Genomic DNA, 19,077 nt, shown 5'->3' with positions numbered 1-19,077 from the left:
CTGGGCTACATAGTTGATTGTGAAGGATCTTTCCCGTGCGGACATGGCACCTACCTCATCTGCTACTGCTCTTGTGGGCCACCTTCGCGCAGGCCGATCCGGGCAAACTCGAGTATCTGAGCGAAATCTCTCCCCCGTTTAATTTCAGCGACCAGCAAGGGATGCCGACCGGATTGTCGGTAGAGCTGATGCAGCTTATCTGGAAAACGCGCGGCGTGTCGCCCCAGCCAATCCGCATTCTGCCCTGGGCCCGGGGCTACAACCTGCTGCAACAAAAACCCAATGTGGTGCTGTTTGCCACCGCCCGCACCCCGCAGCGGGAAGCACTCTTCAAGTGGGCCTGCCCCATCGATCACTCGGAGTTTGTGCTGCTGGGGCGCAAGGCGGACAACATTACCCTAAGCTCCGTGGCCGAGGTCAGCCGCTACAAGGTCGGCGTGGTGCGCTCTACCGTCTCCAAACAGCTGCTGCTCGAACGCGGTATCGATGAGCGCCAGCTGATGCTGGCCAACCGCCTCACCCAGGCGGCCAAAATGCTCACCTCAGGTCGTGCCGATCTGTTTGCGACCAACAAGCTGGCGGGCTATCAAACCCTGCAGCAGCTTGGCTTCAAGCCGGATGACTTTCATGTCGCCTTCGTGCTGGATGCCAGACCGCTCTGCTACGCCTTCAGCCGTCAGGTGCCCGACAGTGAGGTCGCCCTCTTTCAGCAGGCGCTGACCCATGTCGTCGCCTCGGCGGATTTCTCGGCCCTGCAAGCCAAATACCTGCCGCTGCGCTAACGCCCTGATCGCCGCCGACATTGGGCGCAAGATGGCGGCATCCACTCGCGCATTTTTGCCAAACATGCTCCGTCACCTTGGCGAAATCGGCCAGCTTGGTCACACTTGAGCAGATATTCCCTTGATCAGGATGGCAAAAATGAAACCATGGATTGGATTGGCCGGGGCGCTGCTGGCCACCCTCGCACAGGCGAGTCCTGAGCTCGGCAAACTGCACTACATCACCGAAGAGTACAAACCCTACAACTACGCCGATGCCAGCGGCACCCCCACCGGCCTCGCGGTCGAACTGCTGCAACTGGTATGGAAAAAGACCAATACACCGGCGCAGCCCGTCACCATCATGCCGTGGGCGCGCGGCTACTACCTGCTGACCCAAAAGCCCAATGCGGTGCTCTTCTCCACCGCCCGCACCCAGGCACGGGACCCCCTGTTCAAGTGGGCCTGCCCTATCGGGTATGCCGAGATCGTGCTGGTGGGGCTGGCCGATCGCAATATCACCATCACCAAGCTCGACGATGCCAAGGCGTTCAATATCGGCGCGGTACGGGCCGATGTGGGGGAGCAACTGCTGCTCAACAACGGCTTTGACGAGACCAAACTGATGGCCGCCAACCGGCTGGCACAGGCGCTCAAGATGCTCACCTCCGGCCGGGTCGATCTGGTCTCCACCAACAAGACCACCATGGAGCAGCTGATCGTCGAACAAAAACTCGATCCCGCCCGCTTCAAGGAGCAGTGGGTACTGAGCTCCGAGCAGTTCTGCTTCGCCTTCAGCCATCCGGTGAACGACGAGCTGGTCAAGGAGTTCCAGACCGGCTTGACCCAGGTGCTGGCGAGCAGCGAATACCCGCTGCTGCACAGCAAATACTTCCCTACCCCCGCCGCCAAATAGCGGCATCGAGCGCCAACAACAAGGGGCCCACAGCGGGCCCCTTCGCTTTTTACCGTTTGCGCTCTCCTTCTTTACCGTTTGCGCTTCACTCTTTTTTTACCGTTTGTACTCCTCTCGCGGCGTCACCCCACCGCCCCGCCAGCTCCAAGCCCCGACAACCAACAACTAATCGCTAATTAATAAAAGTTTGTGCCAGCGCAAAAAATCACTCTTTTCTGATAGTTAGCTCATCAAAACCATAGATAAGACCACTCTGGCTCCGTAATATGGCGACGGGCGTCTGTTGACCCCTTTTCCAAGATCAATGGTCAACGGCGCAATCTGGTAGCGACAGTCAGGGGCGGTAGCGACTTTAGCGTAGGGTCGATTAGCGAAGCGTAATCGTCCGCGGTAACCGTCCCCTCTCCCCTTGCGGGAGAGGGCTAGGGTGAGAGGTTAGGTAACGTCTCTGCCCTGCAACAACGTATTGGCACGGCTTCGCCAGTAGGGTCGATTAGCAAAGCGTAATCGTCCGCGGTAACAGTCCCCTCTCCCCTTGCGGGAGAGGGCTAGGGTGAGGGGTCGGTAACGCCTTTGCCCTGCAACAAGGTATTGGCATGGCTTCGCCATGCAGGACACGAGGACTCCGTCCTCGACGGGGTTTCGCCGCCGCTGCGCGGCTTGGCGAGTGACTTTTCTTTGCGTGGCCAAAGAAAAGTCACCAAAAGAAAGGCCACCCCCACTTGTTCGCCCTCCTACGGCGGGTTCCCTCGGTTCAGGCAAAAGGTTGGCGGAACGACGCAGACGGTACATCCCTGTACCGCCTGCGTCTGCGTCGTCGTCCATGACGGCGCTCCTGACCTTGTGCCCTCACCTCGGCGAACAACAGGGGGCAACACACAGCCCGCCGCCCCGAGGCAAGTTAACAGCCCCCTATCTATTCGGGGCAATGATCGGGAGGGTTGTTATCTCTGATCCGCCCCTCGCCCACTCTATTACGAGATTAGATTGTCGCACTTATGCAACAGGCTCTATCGATATGGTTGCATAGGTGAAAAATCATGGTGTCAGAGCTGCAAATGTCGCAGATATCTATCGGGGAACGGTTTTATATTGAAGGCCTGACAGTGCGTATTGCACCGTAATAACACCTTATTTCTCGAACGTCCGATTACGCTTCGCTAATCGAACCTACAGCCCTATGACACAGCGAAGGTGTAGCACTATTGGGATCAGTTATTTAGTATCAAAACACCCACTTATTTAACTCTCAGTATTTATCGCCTAGGAAAATGCTCTCAGTCAATAGGAGGAAATATGACTTCACTACGTGTAACAACTGTAGGTAAGAGCACATTAAGTTATCACCCGCTAAAAGATATTATATATTCTCATGAAGATGTACTTACTTCATGGGAAAATAATTCATTCAACTTTATAGAGGAGCATGATGATGTTCTTGGCCTACGCCCACCACAAATAGGTGGTATATTCTCTGCACTTGGTTTTACGAAATCAGAGGAAAGGCACGCGGCAACAATAGTAATGCCAACAGGAACGGGGAAAACTGAAACAATTCTATCTATTGTAATTGCCGGAAAGTTCAGAAAAACATTAGTGATTGTGCCTTCAGATGCTTTACGTGAACAGATAAGAAATAAATTCCTACAGTTAGAACTACTCAGAAAGTTCAAACTAATAAATGATGAAACACACAACCCGATTGTTGCCACAATAAAGCACGGTGTTAAGAATAAAAATGAGCTAGATACCCTATTACAGGCAAATGTTATTGTAGCTTCAGCAGCCTCACTCTCTCTATTCTCTGAAGAATGTTTATCTGATCTAACTAATAAGTGCTCTAATCTGATTGTCGATGAAGCCCATCACATCACCGCTATGACTTGGTCAAAGATAAAAAACTACTTTAATGAAAAACATGTACTTCAGTTCACAGCGACCCCCTTCAGAACTGACCGAACTAAAATCGGCGGTAAGATAATTTTTAATTACTCGTTAAAAAAAGCTCAACAAGATGGTTATTTTAAACCAATAGAATTCCATCCTATTTGTGAGTTTATTGATGAAAATTCAGATTTGGAAATTGCAAAGAAGGCAGTGTCATTGCTCAGAGATGATTTAAAATCTAATCTCAACCATATAATGATGGCAAGGACTAGCACAATCGAAAGATCTGAAAAATTATTTAAAATATACTCAAAGGAGACCGATCTTTGCCCTGTAGTAATAAACAGCAAAACTAAAAAAAAGAAAGCTGTTTTAGAATCCATTAAAGCTGGAAAACATAAAATAATAATTTGTGTAGATATGTTAGGTGAGGGTTTTGATCTTCCTCAACTAAAAATATCTGCTTTACACGATCCACATAAAAGTATAAATATAACTCTGCAATTCACTGGTAGATTTACTAGAACAACACAAGACGTAGGCGATGCAAAGTTTGTTGCTAACATAGCAAACTCTAACATGAATAGTTGTTTGGAAAAACTTTATAGGGAAAATTCAGACTGGAATTCCATCATAAGCAATATCAGTTCAAGAAAAATACAAGATGAAAGGTCTTATCAAGATTTAAAATCAGAATTTTCAAACCCAGGAAAACTTCTAGATTTAGGTATAACTCCAACCATTAGCTCCACAATATATAAGATGAGCTTGGTTAAATGGACACCAAATAGGATTGTTGATTTTGGAAATAAATATTTTCAGGTGGTCGAGTCAAGTATTAATGATGAAAAAAACCTCCTTATGTTTTCAGTTAAAGCATACATTCCAGTTGCTTGGACAAGCTCAAAAGAATTTTTTGATGAATCATGGGATTTATACATTGCATATTACAATAAAGCACAAGGACTGCTTTATGTTCACTCATCTGCAAAAGATGGGTTAGTAAAACGCCTAGTTGATTTAATCGCTAAAAATGCATCACAAGTTCAAGGTGAATGTGTATTCAGGGCACTTGCGGGATTAAAGAGACTAAAACTTCAAAATGTTGGTCTGAATAAAAATAAAAGAGGGTTACGCTATTCAATGCATACCGGTACAGAAGTAAACGAACAAATACCTGACATTGAGGCGAATCGAGCTATAAAATCAAATATTTTTGGCAAGGGATATGAAAATGGAGCGCCTGTTAGTATTGGCTGCTCTTATAAGGGGAAAATATGGGCAATGGATAGTGACTCTCTAGATAAGTGGATAACATGGTGCAATAATATCGGCAGTAAAATACTGGATGATTCTATAGATACCAACCAAGTCATGAAAACGGCGATGCAGGCTGAAGAAATAGATAAGTATCCGAAACTTCAGCCCTTATCCGTAGAATGGCCCACTGAGTTACTTCGAAAAGACGAACTAAAAATTAATATCAAAACTACAACATGGGAAGGTAGCCTGATGCTATGTGAGTTACTTTTCTCAAAGTTCATTGATGACAATAAAGGATTCGAGATAAAACTAAAAACAGAACACAATGAAAGCTTCATAAGTGCACATATTCATAGTAAGGGAGAGGTCGTTTTTAGCTCTCAAGATGAGCTCTCCATAAAAATCAATGAAAATGAAATTAAACTTACTGAGTACTTTAATTCCTATCCACCTGTTATATTTATGTCTGACACATCGATAATAGATGGCGGACTTAGATATTATTCTAATGAACAATATGCCTACCCATATAGCAAAAACAATATTGAAGACTGGGATTGGTCAGGCATTGATATATCTATTGAATCTCAGACTCCAAGCAAGATAGAAAACTCCATCCAGTACCACACAATTAAAAAGATAATAAATAAGTACGATTTTGTTTTTGATGATGATGGTGCTGGAGAAGTTGCCGATATCGTTGCTATAAAAAACACTGATGATACAGAGCTAACGATAGATATATATCACTGTAAATATTGTACTAAAAGCAATGGGGTGGCAAAGCCGGGTGCAAGAGTTGATGATGTTTATCAAGTGGCCGGCCAAGCGGCAAAAAGTATAAAATGGTTTGGAAATAAAGAAGAATTAATTCTTAGATTAATATCACGTGAAAAACTAAGATTAAAAAACAAGAAAGCATCAAGAATAGAAAAAGGCAATTTAAAAAATCTATATACGCTAGCAAGAATTGCCAGATATGCCACTTTCAAATGCGGTATCACCATTGTTCAACCAGCAATCTCAAAAGCTGAAGTGTCCGATGATCAGTTGTCGATATTGGGAGCAACATCTTCTTATATCGATGAGGTAAGTGGTATTAAACTTAGAGTTATTACAAGCAAATAACTTTTCTCAATCACGCAATTAGAAATCCACGACTAGTACAGTGGCTTTACCTACCCCTAGTTATTTCGTGAAATTTTTATTATTTTCAAATTAACTAGAATTAAGCAACGAGCACTTCGTAAAACAATAAATACAAACTACAGGGTGATAGCCCTACAGGCAGACACGGTATTGGTTCCCCCTGTAAACCGCCGAGTCGAGTTCAACGGGTCAGGAGCGCCATCAGGGATGATGGCGCAGCCGCAACCGGCATAGGGGCCAAATCGGATCAGGGTGAGCACTGCTCGCCCCCGATTTGGCGCGAGAACAAGGATGTTCGAAGCGGGCTTTGGCCGAAGCCATGGATGGCGTAGGCCAAAGTGCCGTCTGCAGCGCTTCGTCCTATACGTTGGACGGCATTCCGCCCAGGAATGACGTTAGCCCCCCTCACCCTAACCCTCTCCCACAAGGGGAGAGGGGATCAGAGCGCAGGCCACCGAGGCTTAAGCAGATCGCAGAGGCTTAAGAGGTGTCGAGGGAAGAGACACAAACAAAAACCGCAGCCCTAGGGCTGCGGTTTTTTATTGGCTTAACCTGTTGGCTCCAGACGCCAACAAGGCCCACTGCCCTTACGCACGGCGCCAGCTGGTCTTGCCGGCGCTGTCTTCCAGCACGATACCCATCTCGGTGAGACGGTTGCGGGCGGCATCGGCAGCAGCCCAGTTCTTGTCGGCACGGGCCTGATTGCGCTCTGCGATCAGGCGCTCGATTTCGGCAACCTCTTCGTCCGCTTCATCACCCTTGAGGAAAGCCTCGGGGTCTTGCTGCAGGATGCCGAGCACGGCGCCCAGCTCGCGCAGACGGGCGCCCAGCGCGGCGGCAACGGCCATGTCTTCACCCTTCTGGCGGTTGATCTCGCGCACCAGATCGAACAGGGCGGAGTAGGCTTCCGGGGTGTTGAAATCATCGTCCATCGCTTCCTTGAAGCGGGCCACCTGCTCGTCGCCACCGGCAGCAGCGGCAACCGGCAGATCGCGCAGGGCGGTGTACATGCGCTCCAGCGCGGCGCGGGCTTGCTTGAGGTTATCTTCCGAGTAGTTGAGCTGGCTGCGGTAGTGGCCAGACATCAGGAAGTAACGGACGGTTTCGGCGTCGTAGTGGGCCAGCACATCGCGGATGGTGAAGAAGTTGCCAAGGGATTTGGACATCTTCTCTTTATCCACCATCACCATGCCGCTGTGCATCCAGGTGTTGACGTAGTCGCCACCGTGGGCGCAGCAGGACTGGGCGATCTCGTTCTCGTGGTGCGGGAACTGCAGATCGGAGCCGCCGCCGTGGATGTCGAAGTGGTTGCCAAGGTGCTTGGAGTTCATGGCGGAGCACTCGATGTGCCAGCCAGGACGGCCCGGGCCCCAGGGGCTTTCCCAGGTCGGCTCGCCCGGCTTCGACATCTTCCACAACACGAAGTCGAGGGGGTTGCGCTTGGCATCCACCACATCAACGCGGGCACCGGCTTGCAGCTGCTCCAGATCCTGCCCGGAGAGCTTGCCGTAGTCGGCGTAGGATTCGACGATAAACATCACATCGCCGTTATCCGCCACGTAGGCGTGCTCTTTTTCCAGCAGGGATTGCACCAGCTCGATGATCTCTTCGATGTGCTGGGTGGCGCGCGGTTCGATATCCGGGCGCACCATGCCAAGGGCGTCGAAGTCGGCGTGCATGTCGCCAATCAGACGCTCGGTCAGCTCGTCGCAGGTCACTTGGGTTTCAGCGGCACGCTTGATGATCTTGTCATCCACGTCGGTGATGTTGCGCACGTAGGTGAGGTCGTAACCGGCGTAACGCAGGTAACGAGCCACCACATCAAAGGCGACGAAGGTGCGGCCGTGGCCGATATGACAGTGATCGTAGATGGTGACACCACACACATACATGCCCACCTTGCCCGGGTGGATAGGTTTGAATTCTTCTTTTTGACGAGTGAGTGTGTTGTATATCTTCAGCATCTTCTAACCACTGCCTGTGAGTAAAATGGTTGGTCATAATACCCCGTTCAGGGGCAGAAAACGAGGCAGAAAAGCGGGCCAATCCCGCCTGCCAGCACGGTTACGGCGCCTGAGAGACTATGCCGCCAGCCCCTGATGGGCTAGAATTGCCACCACTTTATGCCATACACCTGCGGGCACTTCGTCGCCCGCATCAAATGAAAGGACATATCATGGTCACTCTGCACACCAATCACGGCGACATCACCCTCACCCTGAATGCTGAAAAAGCCCCGGAAACCGTGGCCAACTTCCTGCAATACTGCCGTGACGGTCACTACGACAACACCATTTTCCACCGCGTTATCGACGGCTTCATGATCCAGGGCGGCGGCTATGCCCCGGGCTTTGAAGAGAAAGACACCCGCGCCCCCATCAAGAACGAAGCGGCCAATGGTCTGTCCAACAAGATCGGCACCATCGCCATGGCCCGCACCATGGAGCCGCACTCTGCCAGCGCCCAGTTCTTCATCAACGTGAACAACAACGACTTCCTCGACTTCAAATCCGCTACCACCCAGGGTTTCGGCTACTGCGTATTCGGTGAAGTGACCGCCGGTATGGACGTGGTCAACAAGATCAAGGGCGTCAAGACCGGTAACTACGGCCGCATCCACCAGGACGTGCCGGTAGAAGACGTGGTGATCACCAAGGTGACCCTTGCTGACTGATCTCTGCCGACTCGGCACTGACAAAACTGCGGCCCCGGCCGCAGTTTTTCCATCTGCCTCCCCCACTGCCAGTCCGAACTGGCGCCGCCTCGACTATCTGGCCCACGGCAACCCGCGCCAGCGCTCGGCCCATGCCCTGCTCACCGCCGGTTTGTGGGATGAGCTGGCCGCGCAGTGCAGCGATATGGCGCTGGTGAGCACGCTCGCCATCGGCCTCGATCGGCCCGGCAGCGATCTCGATATCCTCTGCCAGCATCCAGATCCCGCCGAGTTTGCCGCTATTTTTGCAGAGCAAGGCTGGCAGGCGAGCGCCAAGGGCGACAATATCTGGTTGCTGGAGCGCATCTTTGCCTGCCTCGACCAGCACAGTGTCGATAGCAGTTGCGACAAGAGCGAGGCCAGCTGGCCAGTGGAGCTGTACGTCACCGCCGCCCCCATCGAGACGCTGAATGGCTGGCGCCACCTCACCCTGATGGCCGCGTTGCTCGAGCGGTTTGGTGATGCCTTCTACCGCGAAGTGCTGCGCCTGCGCCTTGAAGAGGGATTGAAAGGGGAAGCGGCCATGTGCCGGTTGCTGGGTCTGGCGGGCGATCCTTATGAAGCGCTGCTGACGCTGGAGGGATGCAATCTGGCCGAGCTAGCATGGCAGCCGCCATCCCGTGACGATATCCATACCTCAACTGGCGCGATGGCGCCCGCTGCGCGCGATTCGTCCCCAGTTGTTTCTACTACCTCTGCCACCCCTGTTTGCCCTGTTTCGACCGAGAGCCCGATCCCCACATCATGAGCACCCTCTTTATCAGTGACATTCACCTCTCTGCCCAGCGGCCCGATATGACCGCGGCACTGGTGCGCTTTCTCGAGCACGACGCCCCCGGCGCCGATGCCCTCTATGTGCTGGGGGATCTCTTCGAATTCTGGATTGGCGATGATGACCCCAATCCGCTCCATCAACAGATGGCCGACGCCTTTTTGGCCCTGAGCCAGCAGAACGTGCCCATCTACTTTATCCACGGCAACCGCGACTTTCTGCTGGGGCAACAGTTTGCCAAGCGCGCGGGGATGACATTGCTGGGGGATCCTTGCGTTATCGAGCTCTATGGGGAGCGGGTAGTGCTCAGCCACGGCGATCTGCTCTGCACCCTGGATGAGGGGTATCAGAAGTTTCGTCGCATCACCCAGCTCAAGTGGCTGCGCTGGCTCTTTTTGCGGCTGCCGCTCGCCCGCCGTCAGGCCATCGCCTGCAAGATGCGCGGCCAAAGCCAGATGGAAAATGCCCACAAGAGCCAGATCATCATGGATGTAACGCCCGCGGCAGTGGACGACACCCTGCGCGCCCACGACTGCCTGATGATGATCCACGGCCACACCCACAGACCCGCCATCCACGACTTCACCCTCGATGGTCACCCCGCCCGCCGCATCGTGCTGGGAGACTGGTTCGAGCAGGGCTCGGTGCTGATCTGCCGCCCCGGCGAGCAGCGGCTGGAAATGCGGGCGCTGGCAGAGGCTTGATAGCCCGCCAGTACGGTTGACCACCAAGCGCCGGCCCCCATCACTCCCCATCGTTCGCGCCATCCGGTTCACTGCCCATCAGGCGCGAGCGAATAAGTGGTGATCGCTCACAGATCAGCAAAGCAAACCTGCACTCCTCCTTCAGGCCCCGGGTTGTGTGAACTCCGTCACCTTGCTCCTTGCCAATTGAGAGGATGATGGCGCTCAGGCAGAAACATTTTTCTCGCCAACTATTTCAACAAGTTGAGGTTTATATGCCTGACAGCAATGCGGTCGCTCACCCGTTCGATGCCAAGAAGATCAATGTCAACGATCCCTATGAGATGAAGCAGTGGATCAAAATGTTCGAGTGCACCGAAGTCCAGCTGAAACGGGCGGTCAAGGCAGTCGGCACCTCAGGCAAGGCGATCAGAAAATACCTCAAGAAGTGAGGGCTCCACCCCGTCACAGACCCGGCCCCGCTTGCGGGCTCTTCTCATGTTGTAGTGGTCTAATCATCCCGGACACCATTTTAGGTAGTACAGTCACCACCATGACCTGAGGTGTTCAATGACAAGATTACATCGCTCATTTACTGCCGAATTCAAACTCGAAGCCGCATCCCTGGTGCTCGACCAGGGATATTCTGTCCCTGAAGCCAGCCGTTCACTGGATGTCGGTGAAACCGTACTTCGCCGCTGGGTTCAGCAACTGCAATCCGGACGAACTGGCACAACCCCAATCGGCAAAGCATTGACTCCGGAGCAGCAGAAAATTCAGGCGCTGGAAGCCCGTATCAATCGTCTCGAACGTGAAAAGGACATTCTAAAAAATGTATGGTCTGCTCCTTATCTGCAAGCGTGAACTGATTTCCAGAAGTCGTTTGCGTCAATGTATCCGGCCTGTCTGTGAGCCGTTTTCCGGCTCTGGCCTTGATGGGATCCGCACGTCGTCGTCCTAATAAAGCTACCAGTCATGAGAGACTGCTTTTTTAGCCAGGCTGCAACGTCGTGGGGTGAACGCTTCTGTCATCTGTTTTTGGCTCGCAAAACCGGGTATGAGTTCTATCAGGTAGACGGCTGAACTTGTGTTGGGATACGGTTGGTAATCCATGCCGGATGTCAGCACTTTCCAGCAAATTCGCATTATCTTGTTGGCCAGGGCGATAAGGACCACATGGTGGTGATGGCCGACCTCCAGCCTGGCGACCCATTCGCCTAACGATGATTTGTCACGCTTCATGTGAATTTTTAGCGCTTTGGCGCCTTGAATAACCATTTGCCTTAAATAGCTATTGCCACGCTTCCTGATCCCGCCGAGCGAAGATTTGCCGCCCGTTGAGTATTGCCTGGGGACCAGCCCCAACCAGGCTGACAGGTCGCGGGCTTTCTTGAATTGTGATCCATTGCCAATCGTTGCAATCAACGCGGTTTGGACAATCGGTCCAATGCCGGGGACGGTACTGATTTTTTGGCACAAACCTGATGCGCTTGAGGCTTGTCCGAGCATGAGGCTCATGTCATCAATCTGAATATCCAGCTGTTGCCACCGTTCTCTCAGGCGTAATACCAGGGCACGGATAAAGTCAGGCAAGCCATTCTCGGCATCTTCAAGGATCGTCGGCAGAGAGCGCTCGAAGACTTTTCTGCCGACTGGCACGGTGAGCCCATATTCCAGCAGCAACGCTCGCATCTGATTGACAGTAGCGGTACGTTCGACGATGAAACGCTGACGGACGCGATGAGTCGCCTGTAATGCCAGTTGCTCATGAGATTTCAACGGGACACAGCGCATAGTGCCTCTGCTACCAGCCTCGGCAATGGCGGTAGCATCGTTGAAGTCATTCTTGTTTGATTTGAGGTAGGGCTTCACAAATTGGGCAGGGATAATCTTGGGTTCGAACCCCGCCTGTTGAAACAGGCGCCCCCAGTATTGCGAACCAGGACATGCCTCGAAGGCGACCCGACAGGGTGGGGTCGTGCTAATGAACTGTTTCAGTTGTGAACGCGTGAGCTTTTGCTTGGTCAATACATGCCCCATGCGATCCATCGCCACCAGGTGAAACCAATTTTTGCCTAAATCGATCCAGTAAATGTAAATCTGCGCTTGAGTCATGATGAGCCTCCTTGATGCTGACTCCAGCATAGCGGGGTGGATGGAGCAGACCATCCCATTAGGCTACTGCTCTCTTGATGGCGGACGAGTTCACACGTACGCGCTGATAGACCGATTAAGGGAGCAAGCCCTCATCACTCTGGTCTGCTGCGCCTTCGATGTTCCCACCTCCTGTTTTTACGATTATCTGGCTCGCAGGCGGACGATTAACCGTGAACGTATGCAGCAGCGCTCTGAGTTGCGCCGTTTGTTCAAAGAAAGCCGGAACTCAGCGGGCAGCCGCGCCTTGATGTCGATGATGCGAGAGTTGGGGTATCAGATTGGCCGATTCAAAGTACGTAACCTGATGAAGGAGGCCGGGCTGGTATCCAAACAGCCGGGCGCACACCGTTACAAGGTGGCACGGTCTGAACGACCGGATATTCCCAATCTGCTGGCCCGAGAATTTGATGTCCAGCAACCCAATCAGGTGTGGTGTGGCGATATCACCTACGTCTGGGCCGGTGGTCGCTGGTATTACCTGGCAGCGGTTCTTGACCTGCACACCCGGCGGGTCGTGGGCTGGGCGATATCTGATAAACCTGATGCAGAATTGGCAATCAAAGCACTGGAGATGGCCTATCAGCAGCGGGGTTGCCCATCTGGTGTGCTATTTCACTCCGACCAGGGTAGTCAATACGGCAGCCGGGCATTTCGGCAACGACTGTGGCGCTATCGCATGACCCAGAGCATGAGTCGGCGTGGCAACTGCTGGGATAAAGCCCCGATGGAACGGTTGTTCAGAAGCCTGAAGTCAGAGTGGCTCCCTGCAACGGAATACATGAGCGTACGGGAGGCAAAGCGGGATATCAGTTATTACCTGATGGATTACTACAACTGGCGGCGTCCACATCAACACAATGACGGGATACCGCCAGCAAAAGCCGAGGTTCGGCCTAACCAAGTGTCCGGATTTAGTTGACCACTACAGATCGATGCCATCAGCCAGCAGCCTTCGTGCTTCCTCTCTCTTAACCCTCAAACACCTAGCGCCAAGACCTTCTCCTTTACACCAAAGCGGAACTTGAGGCGCCAGTACTTCCCCGATGAAGTTATAAGTAAAAAGAGTCCCTTTTCATCAGACAGCTTCTGCTGCTCACCAGTGAACTTGGCTTGTCGAGCTGCGGTATCAGATAGCGGCATGGGGGTATCTCCCGGTTCAATTAGGGGTACATGACAGACGCTAGGGGTATAAGCCTCCACCTCACAGGCCAGGAATGGCGCGGGATTGCGGGCATGTGGGGGTACTTTTTATCCCAGTGGAAACATGTACCCCCCAACTCAGGGGGATGTCATGAGGGGCCTTATGATACGACGAGAGACAACAAAAAACCCGCAAAGCCTTTGGCTATGCGGGTTTATGGTATGTCTTGAGACTGTATGAAACTATAGTTTGGTGCCGAGGCCGGAATCGAACCGGCACGACGCGAACGTCGAGGGATTTTAAAAGCCAATAGTGAGTTGACGTAAAATTTATATGATTGATTTATAAGGACTTCAAGTTTACATGAAATGCCTGATTTCACGCTTTTTTTGGGCACGTTACTCCTAGTTTACGCCTGATAGATCGGATTTTAAAGCCCATCTGACAACGCACGAGAGCATCAAGCTCTCTCCATCTTTCGCCAGTCACATGTCTTGACAAACATATAATGTGACAAAAATCACATTACCTCCACGATAAAGTACGGATACGTAAGCAATTAATATAAAAGGACTTTTTCTAATTATTAGGTGCGAAACAATTAACCATCGAATAGTTATAAAAAAACTCAAAGACCCTATTGAAAATGTCATAGCGCTCACAGACAATCATGTAGCAAAAGAAACATCAGTATCAGATGTTCAACAAAATAATAATCAAAAACATCAATAAACTTTCAGCACAATGGGTAAACAAATGCGTAATACGTTTGTAATGATCTTCTTGGCGCTCTGCGCCATGATGCTTGGTGGCTGCTCCTCAGTGCCAACCGTCACCGATGAGGCTGTCGTCAATGAAGCCAAAAGTTTCTCACCTCCTGCTGAAGGAAAAGCCCACGTCTATATTTACCGAGATGGCTGGCTTGGTCGCCGTATTAACATCGATTTGTTTCTCGATGGAAATCCTTTGGGTGAATCAGAAAATCTGCACTTTTACCTGCTCAAGATTGATGCTGGAAAGACTGTGCATCTGGAAACCAACAGCGAGTTTGGAAACAATAAGATAGATATCGAAACTGAAAATGGAAAGATCTACTATGTTCGCCATTATACCCGCTTCGGTCTGATCTGGGGCCAAGCTGACTTTGAAATGAAGACCGAGCCAAAAGATATCGAAGATGCCCAAGAGTCCATCAAGAACTCTGAAATGTCAGTGCCCAGCATCTGATACATGATGCCTTTCATTCGTCAAAAAATTGGTGATTTTTATATGAACATATCTGATACCTATGAGATTGAAGAGTTTATTGTATTGAATGAAAACACTCACAAATACAGCTCCACAAAAGTCGAAAGTAGCGGGGGCGCGGCAGGCCAACAAAACATATCATCTACTGTAACTCATCATGTATCTCAGGACATATGGCTTCGTGATCCAGAAACACAAAAAGAAACTAAGTTCACATGCGAAAATTATACTTTGGGTGTGCTCCCTGGTCACTCACTTGTATTTTTTAAAAACCACAATACAAACAATATAGAGCGCATCGTTAATATTAATACAGGTGAGATCAGTGACGCTAATGGAGAATATAACGAGACTTCAATTAAAAATACCATTGGTGAAAAATCAAAAAACGATGTTATATTTAGCACTATAATGATGCTGCCCATTTTTTGCCCAATATTATTTTTTATAACATTAAGGAATTTAATTTTCCGAACTCGCGTACAAACATCCATTATTTGGTTTATTTCAGCCACCTATATGTGTAGTGCTTGGCTTCAAGTATTTCAGGAAGATTTTTCAAGCTGGTTTATAAATGAGAGCTTCTTTAAAGTGCTTTTTTATGGCCCAGGCCTACATTGGTGGCTTGTTCTGCCTGCATTCTTTGGCTTTTACTATGGCGCCTATATCGGGTCATCTGCTGAAACTGATGACATGACATCACATTGCCATGCATTGGATGAATTTGTTAGTGACTATATTCGTCAACACAACTAATACAAACATCTATTAATGCCAGTGTTAGTATGGCATTCAAATAAAATTAAATAACTGTGCAGCGAGTTTAGTTGATTATCAACACAAATGCAGACTGCCCCCCTCAAACACCAAGATTAATGCATATAATCATGAATAGATATTTTTTGTTTTTTATCTTCTTTATTCAATCTATAAGCCAAGTAATTGCTAGTGAAAAAGACATTATCGGATTTCATATTGGTGAGAGTCTGGCATCAGTACAAAATAAAAATTATAATTTCAAACCAGAGGGACCATCAGTTTTTGACGCGAGATATTACAATGGCATACCGAAAACAAGTGCACTTTCATTTCTAGATTATAAAAAAAGATATCAGTACGTTTTCCACAAAAAACAACTGAATTCAATTCATATTCATATAAGTTCATACTTGGATAGTTCTCCAGCATCGTTAAAAAAAGCCATAGATGACTATGATGTATTAAAAAACAAAGTTTATAGCAATCTAGGTATAAAACCAGAACTGACTGAAACAGCCACTCGCAACAATTCATTTTTTGAATGTGTGGCTGATGTTAACTGTGGCTCATACTCTGCAACATTTACTGATGGGCATAGAGATATAACTATATTCCTAATGGGTGAAGACGATCTCAAATCAGGCTATCTAGGTGTTATATTAAGTAAACATCGTTAATAAAGTGGACTCATGGAGAGGTAAGATTGATGCAACTTCACATTCATGCTTACCCCTCTTTCATTAATATTATGCTTTATTAAGTAGCCACAACTTACGACTCGAAACCAAGCCAAGTAGCTTTCCAAGTAAGCAGTGCCCACCCCGTGAAATTTTGCCATCCATTTCCGCCAACGACTCACGTAGTTATTTAGAGTCTGGATGTAGTTCAATTAAACTAACTGAAACAGTGATAACCTGTTCATCCACATCCCTTCAACGCTGTGTCATGGGCAAATCGCTCCCTCCATCAGTCCGCCTTTGTTGCCGTGCCACACGAGCACGTTTTTTTTCTATCGCTCTGGTTTCCGCATCAGAGCGCATCATCAGTAGTCGATTATCGTTGAAGTAACAAAAACAGAAGAGCGCCAAGAAACACAGAGTCGGTACGATCACGTTTTTGTATGTCAAGATTATCGCATTGATGGGGTAGGCAAACTCCTGCAACCTGATGATGAACTCCAGCCCCATGGCAAAGGTGTTGCCACTGTAAATGGCGGTCGCCAGAGAGAACGTTTGATATGCCTTTGTCTCGACAAGCGGGTTGGCAACCTGGTATAGGAAGAATATACCTCCGCCGACGAAGACGATTGCACCCAGCACAGCCTTGAATGTCCTGGCAGAACTTTCTTTACGCAGGAGGCAGCGTAGGAGCAGGGTGGTAATCTTGATCATATGGCCAAAACCACCGAGTAGCGACATTAGCAAGGCCAATGGTACAACGACCAGTGTTTTGACGGCGGAGTCGGCCTTTTCAACAAGCGGCCCGTCTCCGACAAAACGCGTTGCTGCAGAGTCGACCTCCGCATGAAGCTTGCTAATGGCCTGGTTAGCAATAGGAAGGTAAACTAGGCGCTTGATGTCGTCAAAACGGGTGACAAGAGGGATCTGGCGACCCTTTGGTGCGCCCAATTTTTTCTGCACGGACTGCTGAACTTTCGCTGTCAGCATAAAGGCCTGAATACTCATGTATTTGGTCGGATTGCTGGTGCCAACTTTGTTACCTAAGGCTTTCCAAGTATTGCTATAGGTTTTCTGACGCACGATGGCGTTGAAGGTTTGGCGATCTGCAGGGTGCCAGTCATCCGGAACCGGCACACCCATTTTGCGAACCTCAATCCTGACCATGCCAAACCGGCGTGAAGGAACACGATCAGGAGTGACCCCTTTGCCACGCAGCTTTTTGACATAACGAACCCAAGCATTGTCCGCAGTAGACTGTAAGCTACTTGGACTAGTACGTTTAATTGTTTCATTAAATCCATTGGTGTAGTCGGCATACCGACGTTCTACTTCTTTTATAACCTCTGGCCAGATCTCATTATTGAACTGTGCCGGTGAACCCATGCACCCATCTCGATGCTTCATGTCCTCACAGGGTTTCATCACGTTAATGGCGATAGCCTTTTTCAGCAGACTATTCATCTCGGACTGAACGTTGGGGTAGTTGAATGCCAAGGACGGGAATATGGCCACGAACGCCATCAATGATGGTTTGTGTTCTAGAACATCGGGTGTGTGAATACTACGGATGTTCAAGGTACCATTAGAGAGGCTACGGCCTGCCATGGTTAGCAGGAAAGCCCCCTTTCGTGCTTCGGCACTGTGAAATTCAGAGGCGATGCGGTGGTCGATAAAGGCGTCTTGAGCCTGATGGTTGAGCCAAGTAAAGCCTGCGATCAGTATCAACGAATAGACAGCGCGAAGAAGGGGGTGAATACTCTGCTTGTCGATGAACAGACCGATAAACAGCAGTGAGATGGCGGTACCAGTCAGCAATCTTCCAATATCTTCTAGCGCATCGATCTCTTCGATCGTGGCTTCACGGCTGCACAGGGCTAGCAAATCAGCACTAAAGGCAAGCTCGCAGACAAGGTAGATCACCGTCATCCAAAATAGTTTCGTGGATACCAGATGTGCAAATCGTAGTTTTACTTCTCCCATGTGACAGCCTTTTGTCCCTTATCGGCTGGCACCTGCTGGATCTGGATTGAACCGGTCTTATACTCCTTAACGCTGGTGATCTTGGGTGGAGATGGGATCGCCGCTTTGGCTTTCGATGCGCTGGGCTTGCCAGCGGCAACGCGACTCTGCGGTGAGGTGGAGGTCTGTGTCGAAGTCTTCTTCACTGGCGGCTGTTCGTATTCGTACTGACCTAATTGGTCTTTGTGAATATCGTAAGCAAACAGCGAGTCACTCTCATGGGTTGGATCTTCGAACATGATGTACTTACCGTCCCCCGATTGCCTATTGGCGGTATAAGGTTCACACTCTGGAAAGTGTTTGATGGACATACCGTCCGGCTGGTAACTGATAAGCCATTGTGCGGTTTTACAGGAGACCGTAGCCCCTCGCACAATGACGACCCCGCCCTGGCGAGAAGTTGGCCAGCTGTCGAGGGAGGTAAATCCTGTCATGCCATGGATGGGAATACCAATCAGGGAACCATAAAAGGTCATGTCGTAGGTATCGTCCATACGATTGCGGCGAACTTTGGAATCATAGTAACCACCCACGGTGGTCGGAAACGTCCACAAAGTTTCATAGGTACCCAGACTGGCTAGAGGGCCGATTATGGGTAGGACGCCACTTCCTTGTGTCGAACAGCCAGTCAGTAGACTCACAACCACTATGCCCATTAAAACCGCTTTATTCACGAGTTCTTTCCTCAAACTACAAGCACCAAGACGAAGGGGGTTGTTGACCCAAGATGATCAGACATATCCCGCGAACCTAGGTGCTTGGATTCGAGTTTAGGTAAGAAAAGGGAGTGCCTAAATCATGATTTTAACATCATGTTACTGCACATTAGCTTACCAAAGCTGGAGAATAGAGAGAAGAAGGCGATGACCAAATTAGCGCCGTATGGAATCATTAATTCTGTTGGCTATTGCTGCAATTGTAGTGGCCAA

Annotated in this window: 15 protein-coding genes and 3 pseudogenes; 12 read left to right on the top strand and 6 right to left on the bottom strand. The window is 49.8% G+C overall.

What is annotated here, in order from left to right; translation table 11 throughout:
• Window positions 1-35 precede the first annotated feature (35 nt).
• The 3 genes from AB5Y73_RS07410 (at window position 36) to AB5Y73_RS07400 (ending at window position 5,955) form a co-directional block, all read left to right on the top strand.
• Window positions 36-782: an ABC transporter substrate-binding protein gene (locus AB5Y73_RS07410; protein WP_107682160.1), complete on the top strand. Its 747-nt coding sequence runs from the start codon at window positions 36-38 to the stop codon at window positions 780-782.
• A 139-nt stretch (window positions 783-921) separates the two neighbouring features.
• Window positions 922-1,677, top strand: a complete 756-nt coding sequence (locus AB5Y73_RS07405; RefSeq protein WP_107682159.1) for an ABC transporter substrate-binding protein — start codon at window positions 922-924, stop codon at window positions 1,675-1,677.
• 1,296 nt (window positions 1,678-2,973) lie between these two features.
• A complete protein-coding gene (locus AB5Y73_RS07400; protein ID WP_368147419.1) occupies window positions 2,974-5,955 on the top strand; it encodes a DEAD/DEAH box helicase in 2,982 nt (993 codons plus the stop codon).
• A 608-nt stretch (window positions 5,956-6,563) separates the two neighbouring features.
• Here AB5Y73_RS07400 and cysS read toward each other — a convergent pair.
• Entirely contained in the window at window positions 6,564-7,940 is a 1,377-nt protein-coding gene (gene cysS, locus AB5Y73_RS07395) for a cysteine--tRNA ligase (RefSeq protein ID WP_041208491.1), read from the bottom strand.
• 212 nt (window positions 7,941-8,152) lie between these two features.
• Between cysS and AB5Y73_RS07390 the strand changes: the two genes are divergently transcribed.
• The 5 genes and pseudogenes from AB5Y73_RS07390 to AB5Y73_RS07370 all read left to right on the top strand — a co-directional run.
• Entirely contained in the window at window positions 8,153-8,650 is a 498-nt protein-coding gene (locus AB5Y73_RS07390) for a peptidylprolyl isomerase (protein ID WP_005337417.1), read from the top strand.
• Window positions 8,640-9,437 (top strand): DUF4269 domain-containing protein, encoded by a 798-nt coding sequence (locus AB5Y73_RS07385; protein WP_107682157.1) that lies wholly within the window; start codon window positions 8,640-8,642, stop codon window positions 9,435-9,437. Before AB5Y73_RS07390 ends, AB5Y73_RS07385 begins: the two co-directional genes overlap by 11 nt.
• Window positions 9,434-10,165, top strand: coding sequence for a UDP-2,3-diacylglucosamine diphosphatase (gene lpxH, locus AB5Y73_RS07380; RefSeq protein ID WP_107682156.1), 732 nt, complete (start codon window positions 9,434-9,436; stop codon window positions 10,163-10,165). Before AB5Y73_RS07385 ends, lpxH begins: the two co-directional genes overlap by 4 nt.
• A 254-nt stretch (window positions 10,166-10,419) precedes the next feature.
• Complete coding sequence (locus AB5Y73_RS07375; protein WP_005337420.1) at window positions 10,420-10,596, top strand: DUF3606 domain-containing protein; 177 nt, start codon at window positions 10,420-10,422, stop codon at window positions 10,594-10,596.
• 118 nt (window positions 10,597-10,714) lie between these two features.
• A pseudogene (locus AB5Y73_RS07370) lies at window positions 10,715-10,975 on the top strand (transposase); the annotation flags it as partial.
• A gap of 135 nt (window positions 10,976-11,110) precedes the next feature.
• On the opposite strand, the gene AB5Y73_RS07365 reads toward AB5Y73_RS07370, so the two are convergent.
• The gene (locus AB5Y73_RS07365; RefSeq protein WP_234829672.1) at window positions 11,111-12,259 is read right to left on the bottom strand and encodes an IS110 family transposase; all 1,149 of its coding nucleotides are present in this window, start codon (window positions 12,257-12,259) and stop codon (window positions 11,111-11,113) included.
• A 61-nt stretch (window positions 12,260-12,320) separates the two neighbouring features.
• Here AB5Y73_RS07365 and AB5Y73_RS07360 point away from each other — a divergent pair.
• A pseudogene (locus AB5Y73_RS07360) lies at window positions 12,321-13,220 on the top strand (IS3 family transposase); the annotation flags it as partial.
• A 56-nt stretch (window positions 13,221-13,276) separates the two neighbouring features.
• Here the strand turns inward: AB5Y73_RS07360 and AB5Y73_RS07355 are convergent.
• On the bottom strand, window positions 13,277-13,441 hold the full coding sequence (locus AB5Y73_RS07355; RefSeq protein WP_234829673.1) for an Arm DNA-binding domain-containing protein: 165 nt from the start codon (window positions 13,439-13,441) through the stop codon (window positions 13,277-13,279).
• Between the two features lie 757 nt (window positions 13,442-14,198).
• Between AB5Y73_RS07355 and AB5Y73_RS07350 the strand changes: the two genes are divergently transcribed.
• The 3 genes from AB5Y73_RS07350 to AB5Y73_RS07340 all read left to right on the top strand — a co-directional run bounded on the left by AB5Y73_RS07350 (window position 14,199) and on the right by AB5Y73_RS07340 (window position 16,126).
• Entirely contained in the window at window positions 14,199-14,669 is a 471-nt protein-coding gene (locus tag AB5Y73_RS07350; protein ID WP_162895370.1) for a DUF2846 domain-containing protein, read from the top strand.
• Between the two features lie 3 nt (window positions 14,670-14,672).
• Entirely contained in the window at window positions 14,673-15,446 is a 774-nt protein-coding gene (locus AB5Y73_RS07345) for a hypothetical protein (RefSeq protein WP_107682154.1), read from the top strand.
• A 131-nt stretch (window positions 15,447-15,577) separates the two neighbouring features.
• A complete protein-coding gene (locus AB5Y73_RS07340; RefSeq protein WP_146163473.1) occupies window positions 15,578-16,126 on the top strand; it encodes a hypothetical protein in 549 nt (182 codons plus the stop codon).
• 98 nt (window positions 16,127-16,224) lie between these two features.
• On the opposite strand, the pseudogene AB5Y73_RS07335 reads toward AB5Y73_RS07340, so the two are convergent.
• The 3 genes and pseudogenes from AB5Y73_RS07335 to AB5Y73_RS07325 all read right to left on the bottom strand — a co-directional run.
• Window positions 16,225-16,332: pseudogene (locus AB5Y73_RS07335) on the bottom strand (IS1595 family transposase); the annotation flags it as partial.
• Window positions 16,333-16,381: 49 nt separating this feature from the next.
• A complete protein-coding gene (locus AB5Y73_RS07330) occupies window positions 16,382-18,109 on the bottom strand; it encodes a hypothetical protein (RefSeq protein ID WP_107682153.1) in 1,728 nt (575 codons plus the stop codon).
• Window positions 18,097-18,822, bottom strand: a complete 726-nt coding sequence (locus tag AB5Y73_RS07325) for a hypothetical protein (protein WP_107682152.1) — start codon at window positions 18,820-18,822, stop codon at window positions 18,097-18,099. The genes AB5Y73_RS07330 and AB5Y73_RS07325 overlap by 13 nt, the downstream gene beginning before the upstream one ends.
• Between the last annotated feature and the right edge of the window lie 255 nt (window positions 18,823-19,077).

This window comes from Aeromonas sp. s7(2024) (genome assembly GCF_040907825.1).
In the GTDB taxonomy this organism is placed as follows: Bacteria; Pseudomonadota; Gammaproteobacteria; order Enterobacterales; family Aeromonadaceae; genus Aeromonas; species Aeromonas veronii.
This window is presented reverse-complemented; position numbering and strand designations above follow the sequence as displayed.

Coding starts and splice junctions, on each gene's coding strand:
- AB5Y73_RS07345 (WP_107682154.1), top strand. CDS start 14,673: ATGATGCCTTTCATTCGTCAAAAAATTGGTGATTTTTATATGAACATA.
- AB5Y73_RS07400 (WP_368147419.1), top strand. CDS start 2,974: ATGACTTCACTACGTGTAACAACTGTAGGTAAGAGCACATTAAGTTAT.
- AB5Y73_RS07355 (WP_234829673.1), bottom strand. CDS start 13,441: ATGCCGCTATCTGATACCGCAGCTCGACAAGCCAAGTTCACTGGTGAG.
- AB5Y73_RS07330 (WP_107682153.1), bottom strand. CDS start 18,109: ATGGGAGAAGTAAAACTACGATTTGCACATCTGGTATCCACGAAACTA.
- AB5Y73_RS07340 (WP_146163473.1), top strand. CDS start 15,578: ATGAATAGATATTTTTTGTTTTTTATCTTCTTTATTCAATCTATAAGC.
- lpxH (WP_107682156.1), top strand. CDS start 9,434: ATGAGCACCCTCTTTATCAGTGACATTCACCTCTCTGCCCAGCGGCCC.
- AB5Y73_RS07405 (WP_107682159.1), top strand. CDS start 922: ATGAAACCATGGATTGGATTGGCCGGGGCGCTGCTGGCCACCCTCGCA.
- AB5Y73_RS07375 (WP_005337420.1), top strand. CDS start 10,420: ATGCCTGACAGCAATGCGGTCGCTCACCCGTTCGATGCCAAGAAGATC.
- AB5Y73_RS07390 (WP_005337417.1), top strand. CDS start 8,153: ATGGTCACTCTGCACACCAATCACGGCGACATCACCCTCACCCTGAAT.
- AB5Y73_RS07365 (WP_234829672.1), bottom strand. CDS start 12,259: ATGACTCAAGCGCAGATTTACATTTACTGGATCGATTTAGGCAAAAAT.
- cysS (WP_041208491.1), bottom strand. CDS start 7,940: ATGCTGAAGATATACAACACACTCACTCGTCAAAAAGAAGAATTCAAA.
- AB5Y73_RS07350 (WP_162895370.1), top strand. CDS start 14,199: ATGCGTAATACGTTTGTAATGATCTTCTTGGCGCTCTGCGCCATGATG.